General features: G+C 42.2%; 13 protein-coding genes and 1 pseudogene. 11 read left to right on the forward strand and 3 right to left on the reverse strand.

The annotated features are described in order from the left end of the window. Positions 1 to 140 precede the first annotated feature (140 nt). From HWQ43_RS22685 to HWQ43_RS22725, 9 genes are all read left to right on the forward strand, one after another. On the forward strand, positions 141 to 1,235 hold the full coding sequence (locus HWQ43_RS22685; protein ID WP_292738242.1) for a M24 family metallopeptidase: 1,095 nt from the start codon (positions 141 to 143) through the stop codon (positions 1,233 to 1,235). 5 nt (positions 1,236 to 1,240) lie between these two features. After that, positions 1,241 to 2,323, forward strand: coding sequence for a galactokinase (galK, locus tag HWQ43_RS22690; RefSeq protein WP_292738243.1), 1,083 nt, complete (start codon positions 1,241 to 1,243; stop codon positions 2,321 to 2,323). Beyond that, positions 2,313 to 2,699 carry a signal peptidase I gene (locus tag HWQ43_RS22695; RefSeq protein ID WP_292738244.1) on the forward strand — a complete coding sequence of 129 codons (387 nt, stop codon included), beginning with the start codon at positions 2,313 to 2,315 and terminating at the stop codon, positions 2,697 to 2,699. Before galK ends, HWQ43_RS22695 begins: the two co-directional genes overlap by 11 nt. Positions 2,700 to 2,864: 165 nt before the next feature. Beyond that, positions 2,865 to 3,674, forward strand: coding sequence for a phytanoyl-CoA dioxygenase family protein (locus HWQ43_RS22700; RefSeq protein WP_292738245.1), 810 nt, complete (start codon positions 2,865 to 2,867; stop codon positions 3,672 to 3,674). Positions 3,675 to 3,962: 288 nt separating this feature from the next. Further along, positions 3,963 to 4,979, forward strand: a complete 1,017-nt coding sequence (locus tag HWQ43_RS22705; protein ID WP_292738246.1) for a glycoside hydrolase family 43 protein — start codon at positions 3,963 to 3,965, stop codon at positions 4,977 to 4,979. 1,286 nt (positions 4,980 to 6,265) lie between these two features. Beyond that, on the forward strand, positions 6,266 to 8,701 hold the full coding sequence (gene glf / locus HWQ43_RS22710) for a UDP-galactopyranose mutase (RefSeq protein ID WP_292738247.1): 2,436 nt from the start codon (positions 6,266 to 6,268) through the stop codon (positions 8,699 to 8,701). Between the two features lie 676 nt (positions 8,702 to 9,377). Then, a complete protein-coding gene (locus HWQ43_RS22715; RefSeq protein WP_292738248.1) occupies positions 9,378 to 11,585 on the forward strand; it encodes a family 1 glycosylhydrolase in 2,208 nt (735 codons plus the stop codon). 319 nt (positions 11,586 to 11,904) lie between these two features. Then, entirely contained in the window at positions 11,905 to 12,609 is a 705-nt protein-coding gene (locus tag HWQ43_RS22720; protein ID WP_292738249.1) for a UDP-glucose 4-epimerase, read from the forward strand. Between the two features lie 237 nt (positions 12,610 to 12,846). After that, on the forward strand, positions 12,847 to 13,053 hold the full coding sequence (locus HWQ43_RS22725) for a hypothetical protein (RefSeq protein ID WP_292738250.1): 207 nt from the start codon (positions 12,847 to 12,849) through the stop codon (positions 13,051 to 13,053). Positions 13,054 to 13,319: 266 nt separating this feature from the next. Here HWQ43_RS22725 and HWQ43_RS22730 read toward each other — a convergent pair whose 3' ends face one another. From HWQ43_RS22730 to HWQ43_RS22745, 3 genes and pseudogenes are all read right to left on the reverse strand, one after another. Then, positions 13,320 to 14,783: an MFS transporter gene (locus HWQ43_RS22730; protein WP_292738252.1), complete on the reverse strand. Its 1,464-nt coding sequence runs from the start codon at positions 14,781 to 14,783 to the stop codon at positions 13,320 to 13,322. A gap of 335 nt (positions 14,784 to 15,118) precedes the next feature. Continuing rightward, a complete protein-coding gene (locus HWQ43_RS22735) occupies positions 15,119 to 15,310 on the reverse strand; it encodes a hypothetical protein (RefSeq protein ID WP_292738387.1) in 192 nt (63 codons plus the stop codon). 744 nt (positions 15,311 to 16,054) lie between these two features. Further along, positions 16,055 to 16,343 (reverse strand): annotated as a pseudogene (locus tag HWQ43_RS22745) (ISKra4 family transposase); the annotation flags it as partial. A 262-nt stretch (positions 16,344 to 16,605) separates the two neighbouring features. Here HWQ43_RS22745 and HWQ43_RS22750 point away from each other — a divergent pair. Both HWQ43_RS22750 and HWQ43_RS22755 read left to right on the forward strand, forming a co-directional pair. Further along, a complete protein-coding gene (locus HWQ43_RS22750) occupies positions 16,606 to 17,457 on the forward strand; it encodes an ATP-binding cassette domain-containing protein (RefSeq protein WP_292738253.1) in 852 nt (283 codons plus the stop codon). After that, complete coding sequence (locus tag HWQ43_RS22755; RefSeq protein WP_292738254.1) at positions 17,414 to 18,268, forward strand: ABC transporter permease; 855 nt, start codon at positions 17,414 to 17,416, stop codon at positions 18,266 to 18,268. The genes HWQ43_RS22750 and HWQ43_RS22755 overlap by 44 nt, the downstream gene beginning before the upstream one ends. Positions 18,269 to 18,271 lie beyond the last annotated feature (3 nt).

Below are 18,271 nucleotides of genomic sequence, written 5' to 3' on the forward strand. Positions count from 1 at the left end.
CGAAGATTAAAAGAGAACAAAAAAGCATTCTCCTTATGCTAAAGGTATTTGTACCAGGAAACGTCAGTTCAATCCCTCAGACAGACGCAGACAGACCTAAGTAAATTTGATAATCATCTGTATCTATCTGTGTTTTTCCTATGAACGAAGAAGTCTCCAAAAAACTAGAGTTAATCAGGGAAACCTTGCGTGAAACCGAAGTGCAAGTGCAAGGCGTGCGTTTGCGCGGTACAGACTGGTTTGCTTGGGCAACGGCTGGCGCTTCTAACACCGTGCTGCTGACTGCTGAAACTGGCGTAGCAGAAGTATTAGTAACTACTGAAGATGCCTGGGTATTGACGGATGAAATTGAAGCCCAGCGTCTTAAGGATGAAGAACTGCCTGCTAATTTTAAGGTGTATGTCAACCCTTGGGCTGATTATGCTGCCCGTGAGTCTTTCGTTCGTGATGTAATTGGCGGCGGAATAGCAATTAGCGATCGCCCCATTTCCAATTTAGAAAAGCCGTTACCCCCATCTCTGCAAATACATAAACGGGTAATGATGTCAAGTGAATTAGACCGATATCGCCAAGTTGGGCAAAAAGCTAGTCAGGCAATGACAGAGGTACTCAAAGCCGCCAAGCCAACTTGGACAGAATATCAGTTAGCAGGTGCAGGTGCAGAGGCGTTATGGGCGCAAGGGCTGCATCCAGCGCTGACACTAGTAGCGGGTGAGAGGCGTTTACCGCTATACCGTCATGCAACAGCCACCGGAGAACAGATTGGACGGCAAGCGATGCTGGTGTTTTGCGCTAGAGGTTACGGTTTGTATGCAAATCTGACTCGATTTGTTTGTTTTGGTGAGCTTTCAGGCGAACAGGCCGAATTGCATTCCCATGTGCGTGAAGTAGAAGCAGTAATTTTGAATTTGTGCCAACCCGGAACCACACTCGATGCAGTTTATCACGCCCTAGCTCAGGCTTATGAGCAGCATGGATTTCCCAATGCCATCCGCGAACACCACCAGGGAGGAAGCACTGGATATTTAGCGCGAGAAATCGTAGCAAATCCAACCACTACTGATACTTTGGCAGAAGGTATTGCTGTCGCTTGGAACCCTAGTTTAGTAGGGGCAAAAATTGAAGATACTTTTGTGATTTTGAAAGACGGAAAGTTAGAAAATCTGACTTTTGATCCAAATTTTCCTAATGTTGAGGTAGAAGGAAGGTTACGCCCTGTACCTTTGTATAATTAAAAATTATGGGTTTTCAACAAGTATTCGGTAAACCATCTGAAACTAAAGCGAGTGCGCCAGGAAGAGTAAATTTACTCGGCGAACATACCGACTATAACGACGGATTCGTTCTGCCAACTGCGATTCCTCAATGTACGACGGTACAGCTAGGTTTTAGTAGCGATAGTCAGCATTACTTTTACTCGGAAAATCTCAACGAGCAAGTGAGCATTTCAGATATTAATCGTACTCCGTCTGGATTCGCCAGTTATATTTTTGGCTGTATTGAGGTTTTGCAAAAAGCAGGATATACAATCCCATCGCTTTGTGTATACGTCCAATCATCGGTTCCTATAGGTTCGGGTTTGTCTAGCAGCGCGGCTTTAGAAGTGGCAACACTTCGGGCACTACGCCAACTTCTGAAACTTCCCATTGATGATGTTGAAATCGCCCAATTTGCCCAGCAAGCAGAAATTCATTATGCTGGCGTGCAATGCGGCATCATGGATCAGATGGCTTCTAGCTTGGCTGATACCGAGCATATCTTGTTTTTAGATACTCGAACTTTAGAACGCCGGGTGATGCCTTTGCCTGAGAAAGCGGAGATTTTGGTTATTGATAGCGGTGTACCCCGCACACTTGCAAGTAGCGGTTATAACCAGCGTCGGGCTGAGTGTGAAGAGGCGGCGCGATCGCTAGGAGTTAAGGCACTACGAGATATTACTGATGTTGAAGTAGCAGAAAAACTTCCCGAACCTTTACGCCGTCGCGCCCGTCACGTGGTTACAGAAGATAACCGCGTCTTGGAAGTGTTGCAGGGAGTAACATCTGAGCGCTTTGGCGAATTGATGAACGCATCCCACGCTAGTTTGAGAGATGATTACGAAGTATCCGTACCTGCCCTGGATACTCTAGTCGAACTGTTGCAAAAAACTCCAGGAGTGTTTGGTGCAAGACTTACAGGTGCTGGTTTTGGCGGGGCAAGTGTCGCTTTAGTTGCGGCTGGTGAAGCCAGAAGTATTGCAACTCATGTTCTTGAACAATACAAGCAAGCAGGTTACACCGGACAAATTTTGGTTCCTTCTTTGGAGTTAAGTGATGCAGCCTAAAGTTGTTTATGGAAATGCAGGCGTTGAAGGTGTAAATCGTTGGGGATGGTTCATGGGTCACTTTATCACCCCTGAAGACGATCCGCGTTCTACGGAAATGCTAGAAGTAAAATGGGCTGTTCACAAAGCAGGTGAGAGTAGAACTGATTGGGCAGTAAATAACCAAGCTGCGACGCTTTCAATTCTCATTCACGGAGAATTTCGCCTGCAATTTGAAGATAGAGAAATTTTATTATCTCGTGAAGGTGATTATGTTCTTTGGTGTGCAGGTATATCCCATTGGTGGGTTGCTGAGTCCGACTGCACTATTTTGACTGTCAGATGGCCTTCAAAGCCGGGTGATAGTGTTGCAATGGCTGGAGCCTCAAAGAGTTAGTTTGCAAAGTAATTAGGCATAAATAATTCTAATTAATTGTTACGGGGAATTGGCATCAGCCACTAATTTGCAAAATACTGCGCTACTATCGACGAGCAATTAAAAAATCCCCTAGAGGTCTAATATTAATACACCTCTAGTTATAAGTTGAAGAGGATAAAAAAGATGGTTCAAAGTATAGGCGGTATAGCGAAATATTCAGCTACCGACCTAGACCGATTTGCTCAAAAACTGAATCAAGACGGAATTTGTGTGATTCCCGGTGTTTTTGAGCAAAAATTAATTGACGAGTGGGCACAAGCTTTTGAAAAATTATTTCACGAGCGTCAAAATCAACCAGGTGGGTTGGCTCCTCGTGAAGTTTCCCGCTACTATCTAACCTTGCCTTGGATTTACCCATTTGCTAATGAGTTAGTTTTTGCCAATCCAGTGATTATGGGTATCCTAGATCGCGTGTTTTTCCAAGAATACGTAATGGTTCAGATGGGAGTTGATGTCCCATTCCAGGGTTCAGATTATCAGGAAACCCATCGGGATTTTCGCCCATTATTTAGCGATCGCATAGTAACCCCACTTTACGCCCTTGCAGTCAACTTTCCCCTTGTGGAAGTAACCGCAGAAAACGGCCCATTCCAAATGGCGCGTGGAACCCATGTTATACCGCGAGAAGAGGGATTAGAAAAAGTTGCTAGTGGTGAAATTCCGATGGAATCCTTTTATATGCAGCCAGGTGACGTGATGGTGCGATCGCCTTTAGCACTGCATCGGGGTTCCCCAAATCGGACAAACCACCCAAGACCGATGGTAGTCATGGGCTATGCTATGCATTGGTTGCACACACCAAAGGTAGATTTAACTCTCCCACAAGACTATTATCAAAGCCTGCCAGAAAAACTAAAGCAGATGCTACGGTGTCAGTTAGTAGAAAGCTTACCTAAGAACAAAGTCGAAACTTACGTGAATTTCAAATACTAGTAGTTTTTCAAGCTAACTTTGACGAGTGAGACACCTCTTAAACATCTCTTTTTTCTGTGACTCTGTGCCCTCTGCGCCTCTGTGGTTCGTGCTTTACCCTTCAAACTTCGCTTGAAGACTACTAAGTACCTTGTCTCATTAAATTAGAGAGATAAGAAAACGAACCGCAAAGGACGCAAAGGAAGAGGTAAAGAAGAAAAATTGAAAAGCTGATTCACCTATCATAATTAATGGGACAGACCACTAGTGGAAGAATAATTTTTGTCATTCCATACATAAATAATTAAGATGCAAACCTATACTAATCCAGTCTACAAAGGTTATTTTGCCGACCCTTTTGTTTGGCAACACGAAGGGGTATATTATGCAATCGGCACTGGCGCAGCAGAAGCAGAAGGAACGGTAGATGAAATAGCGGACACACCAAATGTTAACTCCAATAACAAATCACGTGTCTTTCCTCTGCTACGCTCCTTCGACTTTGTGAATTGGGATTATGTTGGTAACGCACTACAACGGCCAGACCCCGCCCTTGGGGATAATTTTTGGGCCCCCGAAGTTGCTTTCTGCGATCGCCAGTTTTATCTCTACTATTCTGTCGGGCATGAAGACAAAAATCATCAGTTACGTGTGGCTACAAGCGATACTCCGTTAGGCCCTTATCAAGATGTTGGTGAGCCAGTCGTAGATCCAAAGTCCTGTCCTTTTGCGATCGATCCGCACCCATTCCAGGATGATGATAAACAATGGTATTTGTTTTACGCCCGTGACTTTCTAGATACATCGGATGGAGTGCGTGCTGGCACAGCATTAGTAGTAGATCGACTCCAAACCATGACTAAGCTTGCTGGTGAAGGGAAAGTGGTTTTACGTGCGCGATCCGATTGGCAACGGTTTTTAGCCAACCGTTTGATGTACGGTGAAATTTATGATTGGCATACTTTAGAAGGCCCCTGTATTCGTAAGCATGAAGGGAAATACTATTGCTTTTATAGTGGTGGACGCTGGGAAACTGAGAACTACGGCGTAGATTATGGCGTTGCTGACAACGTGATGGGGCCTTACTCTGATGCAGGTAATGAAAGCGGGCCACGGGTGCTAAAGTCTGTTCCTAATTTTGTTAGAGGGCCGGGACATAACTCTATTGTTCTTGGGCCAGATGGTAAGACTGAGTATGTTGTCTATCATGCTTGGACGGAAAACATGGATATGCGGCAAATCTGCTTAGATATGCTGATCTGGAAACCAGTAGGGCCATCTTGCAATGGCCCTACCTGGACACCGCAGACTATCAGTAACTATTGAAGGTTTTGCGATACATTAACACCGCTAACTTTGGCTGGTATAACAACGCTATATTAGCCAGCTGCGATCGCTGCTAATGCATTAAGCAAAACATTAGCGCCGAACAATGGCATTAACTTTTTTCTCTGGGGAAGTATGTTGATGTTGACGATTCCCTATTGCCTTCCTGCGCGAACAGAAATCAAAGACGCTCGATGACTCGCTACCGCTTCGCTATCGGATTGCTACAGGGTGATAACTAACGTTGTAGCTAATATGAAATTTGTGATTATCTGTCACAGGTTTAAATGTATTCTCTGTCAGTTGTTTTAAGATTAAGTTTGAGTTTTTATATTTAAAGTCATAATTTTAATTGAAAGGCAGAAATAAATTTAAAGTTTGTAGTAAGGACTTTAGTCCAGATAATCCTTGCTCTGAGCGATAAATCGCTCACTACAAACTAGGAGTTTATTTTATATTTAATTATGTCTATTTACTTAAAAGGCTTCCAGCACTAACTACCTATTTATTTGAAAACTCTGAGATAGAAAAACGCGAGCGCTCCATCATTAGAAGCGATCGCGTGAGGTTTATGAATTGAATTACAACCAATATTACACACAGCCAAAAGGCTTTTAACCTACCCAAGCTTCAGAGAATATATAGAACATATATCTCATCAGAGTGAAATTTATAATACTTGTTTCCAACAAACCAAAAATAAAAGAAATTGCTTTATTTACTATGGTTTATAAAATAATTGTTACAACAATATGTATTCAAGATGACAAAATAATATGTAGTTTGTAAAAAACAATACTTATTGTTACTTGAAAAAGTATCAATTTACATATACTATTAGGGTAAAATATTTAATATGAATAGTAAAGTTAGCTTCTAAATAAGCTAATTTTATTAATTTTAATATTAAAAAGAATTGTTTTAATTATCTTGTGTACGAAACCGAACAGACAAACACAACTATATTTGCATAGGTTTATAAATAAAAAATTATGTTACATAAATTAATATTTTTTTAATCTTATATTTTAGATATTTATAAAAAATAGTGCTTAGGACTTAATAAAAAAGCAACTTTATATTTATTTGGGTAGATGAAAAAGTTAGATATAAAACAGTACATTGTTATTTAATGCAACCAAGTATTTATTATACCGATTCGATATTGAAAAGCAGCAAAATATGTTGCAAGCTTTTGCATGATAGTAACCTTGGTGCTGCCTTACAAAGAAAAGGTATTAGCGTTTGGCTAGTCAGAATTAATAATTTCAATAATGAGACGAACTATGACAAGTGAAAAATCTCAAGTCAACAACAACGGTGTCAGCAATGTTATTTCGCCGAAGCAGCGTAAAACGAAGCGATCACAGCTAGCCCAAACGCAATCATCGAGTCCATCACGGTTGAATTTAACTTCGTCTAACAAAAAAGTTCAATCAACAGAAACCTTTAAAGACACACCTGATATAGTTTGTTTATCTCATTTGCGTTGGAATTTCGTTTATCAAAGACCACAACATCTTCTTAGTCGCTGCGCCCAAGGAAAGCGAGTGTTCTTTATTGAGGAGCCAATTTTCTCTGAAGAACCCTTGGCAAGTTTAGATGTGAACGAAGATTCTAATGGAGTAGTTGTGGTTGTACCACACCTACCACAAGGTTTAACTGAAGAAGCAATCAACGCAGATTTGCAAGTACTAATTAATAATTTATTTGCAGAGCATAATATCAACAAATACATTTGTTGGTATTATACACCAATGGCGATCGCGTTTACCCGCCACTTGCAACCCCAAGCTGTGGTATACGATTGCATGGATGAATTGTCTGCATTCCAAGGAGCATCACCCACTTTAAAGAATTACGAAGCCGAATTATTCAGCCGTGCAGACCTAGTATTTACAGGCGGACAAAGCCTTTACGAAAGTAAAGTGAACCAGCACCCCAACGTTTATGCCTTTCCTAGCAGTGTAGATGTCGCCCACTTTGGCCAGGCAAGAAATGTTCAAGAACCAGAAGATCAAGCTCATATTCCCCATCCTCGTCTTGGTTTCTTTGGCGTAATTGATGAACGGATGGATATTGAACTGCTTGCTGGAATTGCCGAAGCACGCCCCGACTGGCATTTAGTAATTATTGGGCCAGTTGTCAAAATCGATCCCGCAAATTTGCCACAGCATGAAAATATCCATTATCTCGGTGGCAGAGATTATAAACAACTACCTGCTTATTTAGCAGGCTGGGACTTAGCCATGTTGCCGTTTGCGCGTAACGAGTCAACACGTTTTATTAGTCCTACCAAAACTCCAGAATATCTTGCCGCAGGTAGACCTGTAGTATCTACCTCAATTCGAGATGTGGTTCGTCCTTATGGAGAATCGAAGCTGGTGAGAATTGCAGACACAGTTTCTGAGTTCGTTGCTGCCGCAGAACAAGCAATGCAAGAAGATACCCCAGCCTCAGAATGGTTGAGTCGAGTAGATGTCTTTTTAGAGAAGATTTCTTGGGATCGCACTTGGGCATCCATGATGAAGCTGATTGACTCTGCCATTGCAGCCCGTGATGGTGAAGACAAAGCTAACTCCACAGGTGCAGCTGGTAAACAAGCACCAAATATCATTACCAGAGATTTTGTCTTCGATTACTTGGTTGTCGGCGCTGGTTTTTCTGGTAGCGTCATTGCTGAACGTTTGGCAACTCAAGGTAAAAAAGTGCTGGTTGTAGATAAGCGCAACCACATAGGCGGCAATGCCTACGATCATTACAATGATGATGGCATTCTTGTACACAAATACGGCCCGCACATCTTTCACACCAACTCCCGCGAAGTATTTGAATACCTCTCACGCTTTACTCAGTGGCGGTCTTACGAACATCGTGTCCTTGCCAGTGTAGACGGGCAACTTGTTCCGATTCCAATCAACCTCGACACCATCAACAAGCTGTATGGCATGAATCTCAATTCATTTGAGGTGGAAGAGTTTTATAAATCCCTTGCTGAACCCGTAGAAAACATCCGCACTAGTGAAGATGTGGTGGTCAGCAAAGTTGGTCGAGTACTGTATGAAAAGTTTTTCCGTAATTATACCCGTAAGCAATGGGGACTCGACCCATCGGAACTTGACAAATCAGTAATTGCCAGAATTCCCACACGGACTAATCGTGACGATCGCTATTTTACCGATACTTACCAGGCAATGCCACTGCACGGCTTTACCCGGATGTTCGACAATATGCTCAATCACCCGAACATCAAGGTAATGCTCAACACTGATTATCAAGAAATTCAAAAAGCGATACCTTGCCGCGAGATGGTTTACTCCGGGCCGGTTGACGAATACTTTGATTATCGCTACGGCAAACTACCCTATCGTTCGCTTGATTTCAAGCATGAGACGCACAACACGAGTGTGTTTCAAGCAGCGCCAGTAATTAACTATCCCAATGAACAGCTTTATACTCGTGTAACAGAGTTTAAATACTTAACTGGTCAAGAACACTCTAAAACGAGTATTGTTTACGAGTTTCCCAAAGCTGAGGGAGACCCTTATTATCCTGTACCGCGTTCTGAAAATCAGGAAATTTACAAGAAATACAAGGTGCTGGCAGATGAAACTCCAGGGATCTATTTTGTAGGACGATTAGCGACCTACAAGTACTACAACATGGATCAATGTGTTGCTCAAGCTTTGTCTGTGTACAAACAAATTGCGGTTAAGGCTTAAATAATTCGTAATTCGTAATTAGGACTGCTCTGTATTTAGTAGGGTGCGTTATGGACATTAGGGCGTGTTTTCAAACTACTCGTTTAGTCTCCTAATTTTTTAGATCCCCCTAAATCCCCCTTAAAAAGGGGGACTTTAAGAGATGAGATTCTTAGCCCCCCTTTTTAAGGCTACGTGTACACACAAGTCGAATTACCCCCTTAGTCCCCTGACAGGTGTAGGTATTTAACAAATGTGGCTGAAATAGGGTTTTTCCGTTGGTTGAGAACTCAAATGCTAATTTCTGATTTCCCACCCAAGAACGAAATTTCGTTATTTGAACCATGTTTAGAACTTTGTTTGAGAGTGCCCACTCATGCACAAATAAAAAACCTACACCTGTCAGCCCTTGCCTTGCAAAGGGGGGAAACCGGAAAATCTAGTTCCCTCCCCAATACACACGGGGAGGGTTAGGGTGGGGTAATTCGAGAACTGGTAGTGATTCAATAACTTGTGTGTACACCGTAGCTTTTTAAGGGGGGTTGGGGAGATATAAGACTTTGAAAACACGCCCTAGTCCTAACGCACTAAAAATCTAGGATGGTGCGGTGCGTTAGCTTGGGGCATAACACACCCTACAAAACTAAAAAACTCAAAAAGAACGCATCAAATAAAATATCAGCTTGAGTTGTAAATTATGATTTCTGCTTTCAACTCGACACTCAACGCTAACAAAGCACAACTTCCTCTAGAAGTTTGGGCTGGTGTTGAGTGTACGGTTAATCGTGTGGGTGAAGAGTATTTTGATCAGTTAGAACGCAATGGTCATGCAACCCGCTTGGATGACCTAGATTTATTCGCTGAACTTGGCATACACGCGATTCGTTATCCAGTACTTTGGGAGAGGATAGCGCCCAACGGTTTGGAGAATGCTGATTGGTCGTGGGCAGATGAAAGACTAGGGCGTTTGCGCGAACTCGGCATCCGTCCGATTGTAGGATTAGTGCATCATGGCAGTGGGCCGCGTGATACCAGCTTGGTAGATCCAGAATTTCCTGAGAAACTAGCGGTGTTTGCTCGTGCGGTTGCAGAACGCTATCCTTGGGTTACACATTACACACCCGTAAACGAACCACTGACAACAGCACGATTTAGTGGAATGTACGGTCACTGGTATCCTCACGGAAAAGATGATTTAACTTTTGCCCGTGCTTTGTTAGGAGAGTGTAAAGCGATCGCTCTTTCGATGCAGGCAATCCGGGAAGTCAACCCCAATGCTCAACTCGTACAAACTGAGGATTTGGGTAAAACTCATAGTACACTAAAGCTGGCTTATCAAGCAGAATTTGAGAACGAGCGTCGTTGGTTGAGTTTGGATTTATTGTGTGGCCGAATCAACCCAACTCATTCAATGTGGGGTTACTTGCGCGATTGTGGCATCGGCGAGTCTGAACTTGAAGAATTTTTGCAATATACCTGTCCGCCTGACATTATTGGCATTAACCATTACCTGACGAGCGAACGCTTTTTAGATGAAAACCTAGAAAACTATCCAGCTTGGACGCATGGTGGTAATGGTCGGGACAAGTATGCAGATGTAGAGGCAGTGCGAGTTTGTGCTGAGGGTTTGGCAGGGCCGGGGACATTGCTCAAAGAGACATGGGAACGCTACAAACTGCCCCTTGCTGTCACTGAAGTTCATTTGAGTTGCACTCGTGAGGAACAACTACGCTGGCTCAATGAAGTGTGGAATGCAGCACAAGAATTAAGAAACCAAGGTGCAGATGTTCGGGCTGTGACTGCTTGGGCACTTCTCGGCAGCTACGATTGGAATAGTTTAGTGACTCGCTCCGCAGGATACTACGAGTCAGGCGTGTTCGATTTGCGTTCATCACGCCCTAGACAAACAGCGATCGCTAAAATGGTGCGAGATTTAGCCACTGGACATAAACCCAATCATCCATTACTTGATACACCAGGATGGTGGCATCGAGAAGAGCGCCTATTATACCCAGCCGTCAGTTGTCGCATATCTCCCCCATCTCTCCCGTTTTCCTCCCCTGCTTCCAATCGTCCCCTAGCGATCGTCGGAGCCACAGGAACACTAGGCAAGGCTTTTGCTCGGTTGTGTCAAGTGCGAGGAATTTCATATTGCCTGCTAAGACGGCAAGATATGGATATTGCCAATCCTGCTTCCGTCAATAAAGTACTTACCGAGTTGCAACCGTGGGCAGTTGTGAACGCTGCGGGATACGTCCGGGTGGACGATGCCGAACGTGAACCTGATATTTGTTTGAAGGTAAACGCTGAAGGGGCAGCGATTTTAGCTGCTGCTTGCGCTCAACATAATGTGGCGCTGGTAACTTTCTCTTCAGATTTGGTATTCGATGGTGCTGAGTCTAATCCTTATGTCGAAACTGATACCGTTGCGCCCCTCAATGTATATGGATGCAGCAAAGTTTTGGCAGAAAAGTTAGTATTGCAGGCTCATCCGGCATCACTAATGATTCGCACCAGCGCATTTTTCGGCCCGTGGGATGATTACAACTTTGTCACGATCGCCCTACGACAATTAGCTGCTGGAAATACTTTTGTCGCAGCCGAAGATGCGATCGTTTCACCTACTTATGTACCCGATCTTGTCCATACCAGCCTTGATTTATTGATTGATGGCGAGAACGGTTTGTGGCATTTGGCTAACAAAAGTGCTATTGCTTGGTCTGACTTGGCACGATTAGCGGCGAAAAAAGCAGGTGTAAGTGTCAGCAATCTAATTGCTCGTCCTACACAAGAACTTGGTTGGATTGCTCCCCGTCCAGCTTACAGTGTTCTCGGTAGCAATCGAGGTGAATTAATGCCACACCTTGACAATGCAATTTCTCGCTACTTGGAAGAAAGAAATTAGTAGTCTGGCTGGACAATCTAATTTTAAGGGGAGCAGAGGGAAGGGAGCATCTCACAAGGGTAGGTTTTTTAGAATCTCAAAAATAGTTGAGAAAATTCTCAATTGTTTAACGTGGTTTGGTCGTTTTAGGATTTAAGCATCGGCTGAAATAGCCAAAAAATCACCAAATACAAAATACCTACCCTTGAAAGGAAGGGAGCAGCGCGACAGAGAGGACAAGGGGAGAATTATTATTCAAGCTTCTCTCTTGTCTCCCCCTCTTCCTTGTCTCCTATGCCCAATGCCCCATGCCCCATTCCCAATTTCCCATCGCAAAATTATGTCAACTATTTTAGTAACGGGAGGAGCCGGATATATTGGCTCCCATGCTGTATTAGCTCTGAAAAACGCAGGTTATGAAGTAATCGTTTTAGATAATCTGTCGAACGGACGTCGAGAACTTGTAGAAGATGTTTTACAGGTAAAATTGATTGTTGGAGATTTGAGCGATCGCTCTCTTCTCGATGACATATTTTCAACTTACAATATAACTGCGGTTATGCATTTTGCTGCTTATATCGCAGTGGGTGAATCTGTTACCGACCCAGCCAAATATTACCAAAATAATGTTGCAGGCACTCTGACACTTTTAAAAGCAATGCTTGCCGCGTCAGTTAACAAATTTATTTTTTCTTCTACTTGCGCTCTTTATGGTGTGCCAAAGTTCGTTCTCCTTACCGAAGAACATCCGCAAGATCCCATTAGTCCCTACGCTACTAGCAAGTGGATGGTAGAAAGAATTCTATCTGATTTTGATACAGCCTATAATTTAAAGTCTGTACGTTTCCGTTACTTTAACGCCGCAGGTGCTGACACTAATGGGTTGCTGGGTGAAGAACGCGATCGCAGACCAGGCGACCCTCCTATTTTAGTTGGCAGCAGCGACAAAGCAACTAAAATATTGGGTTGGCATCCAGAGTATCCTAATCTGAACGAAATTATCGCCCATGCTTGGCAGTGGCATCACAACATAAATAATTCGTAATTCGTAATCTTAATTAAGAAATCCAGATTTCATCTGAATTTCTAGAGAAAGTATCTGTATGCCGATGTTAGAAAATTGGTGTAATTACAAAAAGCTTAACAATTAAAATGGGCATTATGGAAAAGCTAATGTGCTTATTTCGTTTGGTAGATTAAATTAAAATAAAAGGCGGAAAAATATAAACCTAAAATACATAATTTTCACTTCATTTAAATATATGTATCCAGCAGAAAAGACATGAAATTTCAAATAGAATGTAATACAGGCGACATTAGCAAAATATGTTTAATTTGCCAGGAAAATTTTCAGACAGATGAAGCCAGATTAATTGTATGCAATGACCAAGGCGAAGGCTATGGAGATATCTGCCATCAATGTATAGCCAAGGGCGGTAATTGGATTCAATTTCAACTCCAAAAATTCAGCCAAAAACTACTAGCTTGAAAATTATTTTAAGGATATTAAATGTTTGTAGTAAGCGGCTATAGCTTTTAAAATAGGGCTATAGCCGCTTACTACGAGCAAATTTAATTAATTTTACATTGCATAACATCAGAAGAATAATATAACTGAGATAACTGAATGAGTAAGTTACAAATCGGTACTAGTGGTGTGTATTTCAACAACGACCCCGATGGAAACGCTATTCGTGATGCTCAAAGACTCTATAGTTTACTGGGATGTTGTTGAAATACATAATTGAAAACTTATTATTCCACTTCTATCAGATCAGTTGACTGCTTGATTGGGAATAGGAATCCCATTAGCTGGCCTAGTGGTATAGAGCGTTGCTCTTGAACAAAAACTAAGGGTACAATTGCAAGCATCCGTAGTAAGCCTGAGATAACAAATAGCCCCAGCAAACCCGCAGCACCAGGCAAAGTTGCTAGAAAGCCACCGACAGTAATACCCATTGCTCCAGTGATACCAGCAATTGCACCTGCGATCGCAAAATAACTCGACTGATAACGTAGCGGTGCTATTCCCATCATCAAATTGTTAGTACACAAATCAATTGCGGCCCATGTCCCGCCAGCTAGTACGTGCAATAGAGGTAGCCACATCCAAAAAGAAATTTGATCGCTTCCAACTAAAAGCCACAGCAGAGGTGTCACCGCGACTAAGACCCCCACTAATAGTAGTAGCGGGCGATTCCCAATCCGGTCAGCCAGTTTGCCCCACAAAAGCAGCATTAGCATATTTGCACCAGTTCCTAAGCCGTGATAAATCGTTACCACACTAATATCTATATCCAGGTTATCCAGCATATAGAGGTTAAAGAAGGGAGCGCTGATGTTAACAGCAAAGCACCAGATGCTCAGGTAAAGCACAAACTTCAAAAAATTGCCATCTTTAAGGAAGCTAAAATCTATTCCTTGGGTCTGCGGGTGTGATGTGTCTGAATCCCCAACTTTTAAAAGCTGCGGGTTTATATCAGTCATCCAGAACTGACAGCCCACACTGATTACCCCTAGTATGATTCCTAAAACCAAGACTATGCCATAACCTTGAAGAGTTCCACCAGGCCAAGCTGATACCGTTAAACCTAGCAGAGGTACACCAATAAGGTTAGTCAAACCGAGAATACTATTGCGAAAGCCGAAATATCGCCCTCGCAATCGCTGAGGTACTAATACAGCTGACCACCCCAGCCAAGGCGCACGACCAAAAGCTTCGATGATATTAGCTACTAAGAGAATTGCTAATGTCAACTGTACTACTTGGTATCCAGTGATATGAGATGAAGTAACCAACCAAATCGCTGGTAGAAGAATCAACCATAGCAGCCGCGACGGGATGAAAATACACATAAAATACCAACGGAAGCTGGTACTTCGGTTTACTAAATACGCTCCCAGTGGTTGGAGTAAATTCACCATCTGAGGGATAGCGGCGAGTAGACCAATTTCGACTGGGCCAGCGCCTAACTCTAGCAAGAAATTACTGAGCAATGCGCCGCCGATGATGCTATAAAGAACCGCAGCCAAGACACTTTCATAAGTTAGTGTCCTGAGACTTTGGCGAATTTCTGGCTTAGAAATTTTTAGAAACAGTTTTGGAGTTGGAAAAAGTACCGTCTCTGTTAATGCCCTATCCTCTGAGATTTCTTGAATAGGTACAGGGGGAAGAGAACTAGCTTCTACTGAAATGTCATCTTCTTGGGGCTGAACCATATTATTTAGTCAAGATTTAAAGAGTTAAATTGTTATAGCTACTATTAACCAAAATTAGCAAAACTTATATAGCATTTCCTAACCCATACAAGGTACATTTTAGCCCTCTCTTTGCTTGCGGTGGTGGGGTTCTTGTACCTCACTCAATCAAGAACCGCCATATAAGATTTAATCAATAAGTTCTAAGACATTGCAATTACTTACTTGTCTAGAAGACTAGTCCATAGTAAGTATTGGCTATAAACTGTTTTAATATAAGAGGATGTTTTAAAAGTGGTTGGCTGTAATTTTAGACACTTATTGATACCCCCAACCCCCATTAAAAAGGCTTGTCATTACCAATATTTTTCCAAAGACTGGGTTGAAAAATCGATAGCCCAGCAGATATCCATTAATCGACACCATTCGCGCCATAGAGTTTGCCAACCAGGAAGCCCATCACTTTTACGACCGAGAAAACTACCCAAACGAGCAACACACTTCCAAAACTCACCTAAAGTTAAATCATCACAGAGCAATAAACTCAAGCTTATAAAAAGGTTAGAATATGGTTTTCGTAATTTTGATAATTTTAGATTACGAGCTTTATTAAACTAACATTTTACTATTAATTCGTCATAAACTGAGCGGTAGAAACAAAATATGTTGGTAATGACAAGGCCTAAAAAAGGGGGCAAATTCTCTATAAGTCCCCCTTTTTTACGGGGATATAAAACGTTTTGCTACCGACCAGAAGACTTTTAAAACATCCTCTAAAAAACTAACATATAACTGTGGTTAGGCTTCTATCCAATAAGTCAATTATTTGACATAAAGTTAATACAAATTTTGTTAGAGGCTTTAGTATAATAAAAATTTAGCATTTAATTAATTTTTAGTAAAGAGATAATAATAGAATTTTTTCAAAATCATTCTTGAGGATTAATACCTTTATATAGGAATATTGAAATTTAGCTTCTACTAGTACACATAGACATAAAGAATGCTGCATTTATATAACCAATAGTTAGGATTGGGGTTGAAATTTAACTTATTTGAGTAGTCTTTTTAGATAATGTGGAGAGAAAATTTCCCAGATACGCTGTTTGTCTATTTACCTCCTAATCCCAGAGATGCTGAATAACTAATCTAAGACTAATTGCATAAGTCTTGAGAAAATTATTTTACTATAAATTTCTATCCTAGCTTTTTATCACAGGGATTGCTCCTTTCTTCAATGCACCACCCAAATCAATTGGGTGCAACTCTTTTAGAAAGACGCAGAATAGAGTTTAGACAGGCATTGCAAGAGGTGAAGGGGTAATAAGAACAACGAGCTTGAATAACTTGCTTCATTAAAGGAATACTACCTTTGTATAAAGTGAGGTGATTGCGTTTATGCTCTTGCAGCAAATGAAAGCGCCAATACTCATCCCAATCACCGCTAATGTAGAGAGAACGAAGACGTAGAACAGCCTCAGCACCAGCAAGACTCCATCTAGCCCCAATAATATCCATCCTGTCTTTAATCAAATAACGACAGGCACCCTCAATAACTCCCGTGGCGGTCGGTAATCCTGAATCAGTTATAACACCAAGATGAACGAGATAATTCAGGTCAACAGCACGGCAACCCGTGACCTAGATGCAAGACTCAAAAAGGTGGAGGAGTTTCAGCGCAATTTTGAAAGCTGGCAGGCGGAACTTCGCTCACGCAGCGAATAACTCTCTGGGGATTCCTTTTACTCTGATTCAAATTTATGCCACAAGTCTATTGACTTCAGACAAATCTATTGAGAAGCTAATAGTTAGCTTAACTAATTAATAGAAGTGCATCAAACTTGTGACAATACTGACGGGAAAGATAAATCGATCGCAATCTCCTAGCGAACCAAAACGGTTGATTTTGGAAACTCAGGGACTCACACGCCGTTTTGGTAAGTTAACTGCAGTTAATAACCTGAGTATATCTGTGGAACAGGGCGAAGTATTTGGACTGCTTGGTCCCAATGGTGCAGGGAAAAGTACAGTTATTAAAATGTTGACAACCTTGCTGCCTATCAGTGCAGGGAAAGCAACCTTAGCTGGCTATGACGTGGCTCGTCAATCTAATCCTGTGAGACGGGCTATCGGTTATGTACCTCAGGCGCTATCTGCTGATGGTAGCCTCACGGGGTACGAAAATCTCTTAATCTTCGCCAAGCTGTATGGAATACCTGCCAAAGGACGCGATCGCCGCATTTATGAAATTTTAGAATACATGGGTTTGCAAGATGCGGCGAAACGCTTGGTACGAAACTACTCTGGTGGGATGATTCGCAAGCTGGAAATTGGCATATCAGTTCTACATCAACCCCAAATTCTGTTTCTTGATGAGCCGACTGTCGGACTAGATCCCATCGCTCGAACTCAAGTATGGCAACTTGTACTACAACTCTGTGCTGATTACGGCACAACTATATTTTTAACAACCCACTTTTTAGAAGAAGCGGATAGCCTGTGTAACCGAGTGGCGATTATGCAGCAAGGTGAAGTTGTTACCACAGGTACACCAAGCGATTTAAAAGCTTCTTTAAATAACCCAAATGCAACTTTGGATGATGTCTTTATTCACTATACAGGCGACCAGTTAACATCAGGAGTGAACTACCGTGACACAGCAAGAACCAGACGTACTGCTCAACGGTTGGGTTAAAGCACCACCCACTGTCCGAGTAAATTTGATCTCTGCAATTAAAGAGCTAGTTACGAAAACCCTGGCGATCGCTGAATTGGAAATCCGTAAACTCCGTCACGATCCCACTGATTTAGTTGTTCGGGCTGTGCAACCAGCTTTATGGCTCCTAATCTTTGGGCAAGTTTTCGCCCGAACTCGCGCGATTCCAACAGGCAACTTACCCTATTTGGACTTCATTTCTGCTGGCATCTTGGCTCAGAGTATTCTGTTTGTGGCAATTTTTAGTGGTGGAATGACGCTAATCTGGGAGCGAGATTTAGGCATTGTCCATAAATTTTTAGCTAGTCCTACGCCTCGCGTGGCGATGGTGTTGGGTAAAGCCCTGGCGTGTGGGGTGAGGTGCTTATCTCAGGTAATATTCATTTACGGATTAGCATTGTTATTAGGTGTCAAACTAAATCTCAATCCCCTAGCTATTCTCCAAGTACTGCTGCTAGTCATGCTGGGGGCGGGTTCCTTTTGTATTTTTTCATTAATTATTGGCTGTTTGGTGAAAAGCCGAGAAAGGATGACGGGTATTGGACAATTGTTAACCATGCCGTTATTTTTTGCAAGCAATGCCATCTATCCGATTTCTTTGATGCCCAGTTGGTTAAAGTTCATTTCCCATTTAAATCCATTGACTTATCTAGTTGACGGGTTACGTAGTACCATGCTGTTGAACGGCACTAGCATCTATGGCTTTGGTCTGGATTGTACAATTCTCTTATTCACATTAATAATTTTGGCCATCATTGGTGGAAAACTTTATCCACGGGTGGCCATGTAACTA

It is taken from the genome of Nostoc sp. JL31 (assembly GCF_017114965.1).
Taxonomy (GTDB): Bacteria; Cyanobacteriota; Cyanobacteriia; order Cyanobacteriales; family Nostocaceae; genus Nostoc; species Nostoc punctiforme_A.